The organism is Geomonas sp., from assembly GCF_035254065.1.
Taxonomy (GTDB): domain Bacteria; phylum Desulfobacterota; class Desulfuromonadia; order Geobacterales; family Geobacteraceae; genus Geomonas.
Genome location: NZ_DATFBA010000110.1, coordinates 1 through 6,984, shown reverse-complemented (window position 1 = coordinate 6,984; position 6,984 = coordinate 1). Strand labels below are relative to the sequence as shown.

Annotated in this window: 6 protein-coding genes and 1 riboswitch; of the genes, 4 read left to right on the top strand and 2 right to left on the bottom strand. The window is 62.4% G+C overall.

Features of this window, described 5'->3' with window-relative positions; all coding sequences use genetic code 11:
* Window positions 1-116: 116 nt before the first annotated feature.
* Window positions 117-641 carry a bifunctional adenosylcobinamide kinase/adenosylcobinamide-phosphate guanylyltransferase gene (gene cobU / locus VJ604_RS05685; protein ID WP_324080517.1) on the bottom strand — a complete coding sequence of 175 codons (525 nt, stop codon included), beginning with the start codon at window positions 639-641 and terminating at the stop codon, window positions 117-119.
* Window positions 642-737: 96 nt separating this feature from the next.
* Window positions 738-918, bottom strand: a riboswitch (cobalamin riboswitch).
* Window positions 919-1,129: 211 nt separating this feature from the next.
* The gene (gene yihA, locus VJ604_RS05680; protein ID WP_324080515.1) at window positions 1,130-1,762 is read right to left on the bottom strand and encodes a ribosome biogenesis GTP-binding protein YihA/YsxC; all 633 of its coding nucleotides are present in this window, start codon (window positions 1,760-1,762) and stop codon (window positions 1,130-1,132) included.
* 154 nt (window positions 1,763-1,916) lie between these two features.
* On the opposite strand from yihA, the gene VJ604_RS05675 reads away from it, so the two are divergent.
* The 4 genes from VJ604_RS05675 to glgP all read left to right on the top strand — a co-directional run.
* Entirely contained in the window at window positions 1,917-2,789 is an 873-nt protein-coding gene (locus tag VJ604_RS05675) for an HDOD domain-containing protein (RefSeq protein WP_324080513.1), read from the top strand.
* Window positions 2,790-2,954: 165 nt separating this feature from the next.
* The gene (locus tag VJ604_RS05670) at window positions 2,955-4,373 is read left to right on the top strand and encodes a sensor histidine kinase (protein ID WP_324080510.1); all 1,419 of its coding nucleotides are present in this window, start codon (window positions 2,955-2,957) and stop codon (window positions 4,371-4,373) included.
* A gap of 222 nt (window positions 4,374-4,595) precedes the next feature.
* Complete coding sequence (locus VJ604_RS05665; RefSeq protein ID WP_324080507.1) at window positions 4,596-5,963, top strand: sigma-54-dependent transcriptional regulator; 1,368 nt, start codon at window positions 4,596-4,598, stop codon at window positions 5,961-5,963.
* A 26-nt stretch (window positions 5,964-5,989) separates the two neighbouring features.
* The coding region (glgP, locus tag VJ604_RS05660; RefSeq protein ID WP_324080503.1) for an alpha-glucan family phosphorylase at window positions 5,990-6,984 on the top strand (995 nt) is incomplete at its 3' end.

Here is a 6,984-nt window from a genome sequence, read left to right as displayed (position 1 = left end):
AAGGGGGGAGAGGGGGGATTGCTTTTTCGGCTTCAACTGCTTCCCCATCCTCACCCTGTCCCTCCCCTTGAAGGGGAGGGGACGCGGGGCGGGGATTCACGGGAAGTGCGATGCAATCAGCCCTTCAGTTTCAGCGGCAGGCCGGAGATGGTCACGTACACCTCGTCTGCCTTGGCGGCGATCAGCTCGTTGGCTTCACCGGCCAGGTCGCGGAAGGTGCGGGCCAGCGGGTGTTCGGGAACGATCCCCATGCCCACTTCGTTGGTTACGATGATCATCGGCGTTTTCAGCTTCCCGAAGGTGCCGGTGAATTTCTCGACTTCCCGGAGTGCTTCCGCTGGCCCGCCGTTTTCCCGGAACAGCAGGTTGGAGAGCCAGAGCGTGACGCAGTCGATGAGCAGCACGCTGAAGCGTCCGTCATTGCCGTTCACCGCCTCCGCCAACTCCAGCGGCTCCTCGATGGTGTGCCAGTCGTCCCCGCGCCGGGCGCGGTGGCGGGAAATCCGCTCGGCCATCTCCCCGTCGCCGGCGTAACCGGTGGCCAGGTAGCCGCGCAGGGGGCCGAATCCCTCGGCCAGTCGCTCGGCGAAACGGCTCTTGCCGCTGCGTGCTCCTCCGGTCACCAGGGTAACTTTGGACATAAAAAAACCCGCCTTTCCAGTGGAAGGCGGGTCGAAAATCGAAAAGGTCGGGAAACGGACGCGATTCCGGCTTTAGCCCCTCTGCCACGGAGGTTCTAGCAAGCGTTCATCCTGGCAGGTTTCCTGACTCACGGGTCTACTTACTCACCGCGCCTTCCCGATTCTCTCAGTGGCCTAGTTGCGGCTTTCATAACCGTTCACAGTTGCGGGACAGTGAGGGATTCCCACCCTCTTCCCTTTTAACCCCTCTCGGGGCACCCGGACGTTTAACTAGTTATAGTCGATTGTGTTTCTAACAGAGGGGGAGGTGAAAGTCAATGAATTCTCAACTCGGACATCCCCTCTCCCGAAGGGGGAGGGGCAGGGGAGGGGGAACGCAGGTCCATGCTGGGGCGGAAGTTGCGCTTCGGGGCAGTGCTCCCCCCTCCCCGCCTCCCCCTTCGGGAGGAGGAGCAGTCGGATACGAGGAGCAGCCGGACGGTAGGACGCTAAAGGGAAGGGGATGGGGCGTCCGGTTCCGGGGACGCTTCTGCCTGGGGCGGTTGCAGCTGCGTCTCTATCCTCTCCCAGATGCCGTCCTTTCCTTCCCTGGAGAGGGCGGAGAAGAAGCTTACCTCGGTTTTCTCCAGTCCCAGCTTGGACATGATGACCGCGGTCTGCTTGGCGCGCTCGTTCTTGGAGACCTTGTCGCACTTGGTGATGACCACGATGGGGGTGATGGAGTAGGCGCGCAGCCAGCTCAGCATCTGCACGTCCTCCTCGACCGGAATCCTGCGGATGTCGAGGATCAGCACCACGGCGCGCAGGTTCTTCCGCTTGGAGAGGTAGGTCTCCATCATCGGCCGCCACTCCTTTTTCACGGACAGCGGTACCTTGGCGTAGCCGTAGCCGGGGAGGTCGACCAGCATGAAGTCGTCGTTGACCTGGAAGAAGTTGATCAGCTGCGTGCGGCCGGGGGTGGAGCTGGTGCGGACCAGGTTCTTCCGGTTCACCAGCACGTTGACCAGCGAGGACTTGCCGACGTTGGAGCGGCCGGCGAAGGCGATTTCGGGGAGGTCACCCTCCGGGTAGTGGGCGGGCCTGGTGGCGCTTTTTACGAAGAGGGCGCTTTTAACGATCACGTGGGGTACCTTTAGTTTTTTCGGCAGTATAGCCCTCCCGGGGCCCCCTTTCAATCATTAAATCCCCGCTTGCCAATCCTCTTCCAGCTGATATATTGTGGACTCGGGAGGGGGGGCGGAGCAAAAACCTAAGGATATTACTAAGGATCTCGGCATGGACGACAGAGAGGCGGGGCCCAACAGGGAACTGGAAAAGGCGATCATGACCGCAGGCGACCTCCCCACCATACCGGTCGTGGCCATGAAGGTGATGAAGCTCATCGAGAGCGAGAGCGCCACCGCCGAGGAACTTGCCAAGGTGGTCGCCGCCGATCCCGCCGTCGCCGCGCGGGTGCTGAAGATATCCAACTCGTCCTTCTACGGTTGCCAGCGCAAGATCCAAACCCTCTCCAGCGCCATCGTCATCCTCGGCTTCAGCACCCTGCGCAGCCTGGTGGTGGCCGCCTCGGTCAAGCAGGTCTACAAGCCGTACGGCCTCACCGAAAAGATGCTCTGGGAGCACTCCTTCGCGGCGGGGCTGGCGGCCAAGATCATCGCCCACCGCACCCACGCCGTCAACGAGGAGGAGGCCTTCCTGGCGGGGCTTTTCCACGACATCGGCAAGATCATCATGAATTCCCTGGACCGGGACAAGTTCCAGGAGGTCATGCAGCACTGCTACAACGAGGGGATCTCCTTCGCCACGGCGGAGCGCGCCGTCTACCCCTTCACGCATGAGGAGGTGGGGGCCTACGTGATGAAGAAGTGGAACTTCCCGGACATGCTGACCAAGGCGATCCTGCATCACCACCGGCTGGAGTTCGGCCCGCTCGACGACCAGGTGCTGGTCAACCTGTCGGCGGTCGCCTCGCTGGCCGACCTGTTCTGCCTGAAACTCGGCATCGGGGTGCGGGAGCCCGATGAAACCATCGAGCTCGCCGGCTCGAAAGCCGGTGAGTTGCTGAAGCTCTCGGAAGGGGAGGCGGAAGCGATGCTGGAGACCTTCCACGACGCATTCGAAACCGACCGGACCTTCTTCGTCAGTTGACCAAGAACCTCCCTTATCCTTTTCAAGCATCTCACCAACGTCCATTGCTGTCGCAGACCGGGCAGTCGAGGCCGCACAGAGTCGGGATATACGTCTTGTCTAGCAGCTAGCCCTCATGTATACTGGCAAGCTTAGCGGGAATTCATGTAAAAGAAGGTCGCATCGATGAAACTCAACACCAAGCTGGTCATGATCATGCTCACCATGCTGGTCATAGCCATGCTGATCCTCTTTGTCCTGAACCAGTTCAGTCAAAATGACCTCGTGCAGGAAATCCAGGAAAGCTCCACGGTGGTCTCCAAGGCGATCCAGCTCTCGGTCGAGGACCTCACCTCGGAGACCGACGTCGAGAACTCGCGGCTCACCGAGTACCTGCAGCAGGCCAAGAACAAGGGCGTCAACGAGATCAACATCATCAACAACGAGGGGGAGATCATCAACTCCTCGGACCCGGCGCAGGTCGGCAAGAAGCGGGAGATCAAGAAGCTCGAGAAGGGACTGAAGGCCTCGCGCAAGGGGACCGGGTCGGGCTCCTCGCTGAAACCGTACGACCTGGTGGTGCCGGTCATCGTGGGTGACGAGCAGCTGGGCTACGTCCAGGTGAACCTCCTTTTGGACAACATCCGCGACATCCAGCACGCCAACTTCGTCCGGCGTCTGGTGGCCACCAGCATGGTGTTCCTGGTCGGCATGTTCCTCACCATCTACCTCGCGCGCCGGTACACCTACCCGATCCACCGGCTGGCCACCGGCGTCAAGTACGTCTCGGCCGGCGATTTGAGCGTCACCTTCAACGTGCAGACCGGCGACGAGATCGGCGAGCTGGCCGAAAACTTGAACGAGATGGTGGAGAAACTCAAGGAAAAGGAGTTCCTCGAAAAGCGGCTCTACGAGGCCGAGCACCTCTCCAAGGTGGGGCAGCTCGCCTCGGGGATCGCCCACGAGATCCGCAACCCGCTCAACTACATCAGCCTGGCCATCGACCACCTGAAGGGGGAATTCCTTCCCACCGCCCCGGATAAGGCGAGCGAGTTCAAGTCGATCGCCGACAACATCAAGGAAGAGGTGAGGAAGGCCAACTACATGGTCCTCAACTTCATGAACTACGGCCGGCCGCTCAAGCTGAGGCTCCAGCAGATCACCTACCCGGAGCTGGTGGACAAGGCCATGCCGATCATGAGGGACCGTCTGCAGGAACAGCGGATCGAGGTGGTGCGGGAGATCCCGGACGACCTTCCCCCCATGCAGGTGGACCCGGAGCTGATGCGCAACTGCCTGTGCAACTTCATCACCAACGGCGCGCAGGCCATGCCGGACGGGGGGACCATCACCCTGGGGGCCAACGTGGACGAGGAAGCGGGGATGATCCGGCTGACCTTCGCCGACCAGGGGGTTGGGATCGACCCGCAGGACATCGACAAGGTCTTCCAGCCCTACTTCACCACCAAGGAGGCGGGGATCGGGCTGGGGCTGGCCATCACCGAGCGGATCGTCAAGGAGCACGGCGGCACCCTCAGCGTGGAAAGCCGCAAGGGGGAAGGGACCACCTTCACGGTCAACCTGCCGCTGGTCAGGACGGCGTAGCAAGGCAGCACCCCCTTCTATTTACTCCCCCTCGCCCCCTTGGGGGAGAGGGGCAGGGGTGAGGGCGGGACTTCCCGGCAGTCGGGGCAACCCTCAGCCGGCCTTCGGCCACCCTCTCCCCTGAAGGGGCGAGGGTACCGAGCCAAGCATGAAGCATGACAATGGTTTAGAATAGATAGTGCCATCTCACCGCAATGCGTTGCATTTAGCCCCGGGAGTACCATGAACGGCAGCATTCTGATAGTAGACGACGAAAAAGGGCAGCGGGACATCTTGTCCGCCATCCTCACCAAGGAAGGGTACCGCGTGGTGGCGGTCCCCGGCGCCCGCGAGGCGCTGGAGGAGATGGAAGGGGCCGAATTCGACCTCCTGTTGACCGACCTGAAGATGCAGGGGATGTCGGGCATGGAGCTCATGGAGCGCGTGCTGGACGAGGACCCCTCGCAGTGCGTGGTGATGATGACCGCCCACGGCACGGTCGACTCCGCCGTGGAGGCCATGAAGAAGGGGGCCTTCGACTACCTGGAAAAGCCGCTGGAGCGCGACGACCTGATCCTCACCCTGCAGCGCGCCTTCGAGCGGATCATGCTGGTCAAGGAGAACCGCGTACTGCATAAGCGGCTGGCGGAGACCAAGACGCTTCCCAACATGATCGGCGACCACCCCAAGATGATGGAGGTGGTGCGCATGATCAACAAGATCGCCCCCACCTCCACCACGGTGCTCATCTACGGCGAGTCCGGGACCGGCAAGGAGCTGGTGGCGCGCGCCATCCACGACCGCAGCCCCAGGAAGGACAAGCCCTTCTTCGCCATCAACTGCGCCGCCATTCCCGATTCGCTGATCGAAAGCGAGCTGTTCGGCCACGAGAAGGGGGCCTTCACCGGCGCCGGGAGCCGCGAGATCGGCATCTTCGAGGCGGCCGAGGGGGGCACCGTGTTCCTGGACGAGATCGGCGAGATGAACACCGCCATGCAGGCGAAGCTCTTGCGCACCATCCAGGAGAAGGAGATCCGGCGGGTGGGGGGCAAGCTGAACATCCCGGTGGATGTCAGGATCATCTCCGCCACCAACCGCGACCTCGAGCAGGAGACCAAGCGGGGTGCCTTCCGCGAGGACCTCTTCTACCGGCTGAACGTGATCCGCATCACGCTCCCCCCGCTTAGGGAGAGGGGCAACGACATCGTCACCCTCGCCAACTTCTTCTTGAGGAAGTACAGCGAGGCCTGCGGCATCGTTATGAAGGGGATAGCCAAGCCGGCCCTGAAGATCCTGCTCGACTACACCTGGCCGGGCAACGTCCGGCAGCTGGAATCGGTGATCGAGCGTGGCGTGCTGATGGCGGAGAGCGATTACATCCAGCCGGAGGACCTGCCGGCGGACGTGCACCACGAGGCGACTACCGGCAGCCGTCTGCGCTTCGACTTCCCCGCCGAGGGGATCTCGATGGACGAGCTGGAACGGGACTTGATCATGAAGGCGATGGAAAGGGCAGACTGGGTGATCAGCAAGGCGGCTCCGCTTTTGGGGATGAGCTACAAGACGCTACAATACCGGCTGGAGAAGTTCGGCATTGAGAGGCCTGAGTAGCGATTGATGCTAGTGAGGTATCTGGTATGAACGTGACCCAGACGCTACACCGATTTACAGTCGTACCTTCGCTCCCTCCCGAACTGGCGGGGCTGCAGCGTATCGCCTATAACCTCTGGTGGACCTGGGACCCGGACGCCATCCGGCTGTTCAAGCGGCTGGACCCCGAGCTGTGGCGGCAGATGCGCCACAACCCGCTGGAGATGCTGGGGAGCCTCCAGCAGGCGACCCTGGAGGGCCTGATGGCCGACGAGGGGTTCATGTCGCACCTGGAGCAGGTCGAGGAGCGGCTGAACGACTACCTCGCCTCCCACACCTGGTACGACCGTCACGGCACTCCCGGGGTGCAGATCGCCTACTTCTCCATGGAGTTCGGGCTGCACGAGTCGCTGCCGGTCTACTCCGGAGGTCTCGGCATCCTGGCCGGCGACCACCTGAAATCGGCCAGCGACTTGGGGCTGCCGTTGGTGGGGGTGGGCATCCTCTACCGGCAGGGGTACTTCCGCCAGCTCTTGAACTTGGAGGGGTGGCAGCAGGAGATCTATCCGGAGAACGACTTCGTCAACCTGCCGCTGCACCTGGAGAAGGACGCGGAGGGGAACCCGGTCACCGTGGATCTCCACTTCCCCGGGCGGACCGTCAAGGTGCAGGTCTGGCGGGTCCAGGTGGGGAGGATACCCCTCTACCTCCTGGACACCAACCTCGAGCAGAACTCCCCCGCCGACCGAGAGATCACCAACAAGCTGTATGGCGGCGACCAGGAGATGCGCATCCGGCAGGAGATCCTGTTGGGGATCGGCGGCATCCGGGCGCTGCGCGCGCTGGGGGTCGTGCCCAACGTTTGCCACATGAACGAGGGGCACGCCGCCTTCCTGGCCCTGGAGAGGGTCCGCCTGCTGATGGAGGAGGAAAAGCTCGCCTTCCGGGAGGCGGTGGAGGCGGTCAAGTGGGGGAACGTCTTCACCACCCACACGCCGGTGCAGGCGGGGATAGACCACTTCCCGCCGGAACTTTTGGAGAA